The sequence below is a fragment of the Rhizobium redzepovicii genome (genome assembly GCF_019793435.1).
GTDB lineage: Bacteria > Pseudomonadota > Alphaproteobacteria > Rhizobiales > Rhizobiaceae > Rhizobium > Rhizobium redzepovicii.
In genome coordinates, this window is record NZ_JAILYH010000070.1 from 1 (window position 1) to 679 (window position 679).

The following is a 679-nucleotide window of genomic DNA, read 5'->3' on the forward strand; positions in this document are numbered from 1 at the left end:
GGCCGCTTCCGTGCAGAATGCCTGAACCAGCATTGGTTCCTGACCCTTGCGGATGCCCGCGAAAAGATGGAGGATTGGCGTAGATACTACAATGAGGAAAGACCTCATGGTGCGATCGGCAACAAGGCGCCGATCTCGTTGGTGAATTCGGGAGGCGCAACCAGCCCGCCTCCCTGAATAAGCCGGAAAACTCTAGCATCCGGTGGTCCAACGTTTGGGAGCGGTTCAAGACCGCCGAGGCTCTAATCGCCGTCAGCGGCAGGTCAGGATCGAAAGCTTCAACATTTTTCGATTGGGAGCTGGGTGCGATTGTCTCCAGTTTTCGGATCCGTTGTCCTGCTGATAGTCGCGGTCGACCTAGCGGTGCAAGTGATGCCATCACGACACCGTCTGTCGGCTTTGTCTGATCGGCGACATTAGGTTTGTTTGGCAGTTTCCTGTGGTGGTTCGGAGTAACTTTCTGAAACCCAACAAAAAGATCTTTCCTTTGGCTCGATCGGCCCACATGGCACGGGTTTTGAAGATTGCCATGCGAGGCGGCGCGAGCTGCCGGCCTTTTACTCAGCGATGGATGGAACGAAAGAAGGAAGGCGATATGTCAGATTTGCGTCAAATCGCATTTTACGGCAAAGGGGGGATCGGCAAGTCCACCACCTCCCAAAATACGCTCGCAGCGCTT

2 protein-coding genes are annotated in these 679 nt (G+C 54.8%); both read left to right on the plus strand.

The features are described 5' to 3' along the window. On the plus strand, window positions 1–177 hold a 177-nt coding region (locus tag K6N12_RS33605; protein ID WP_148669433.1), incomplete at its 5' end, for an integrase core domain-containing protein. A gap of 418 nt (window positions 178–595) precedes the next feature. Next, on the plus strand, window positions 596–679 hold an 84-nt coding region (locus tag K6N12_RS33610; RefSeq protein ID WP_157214173.1), incomplete at its 3' end, for a hypothetical protein.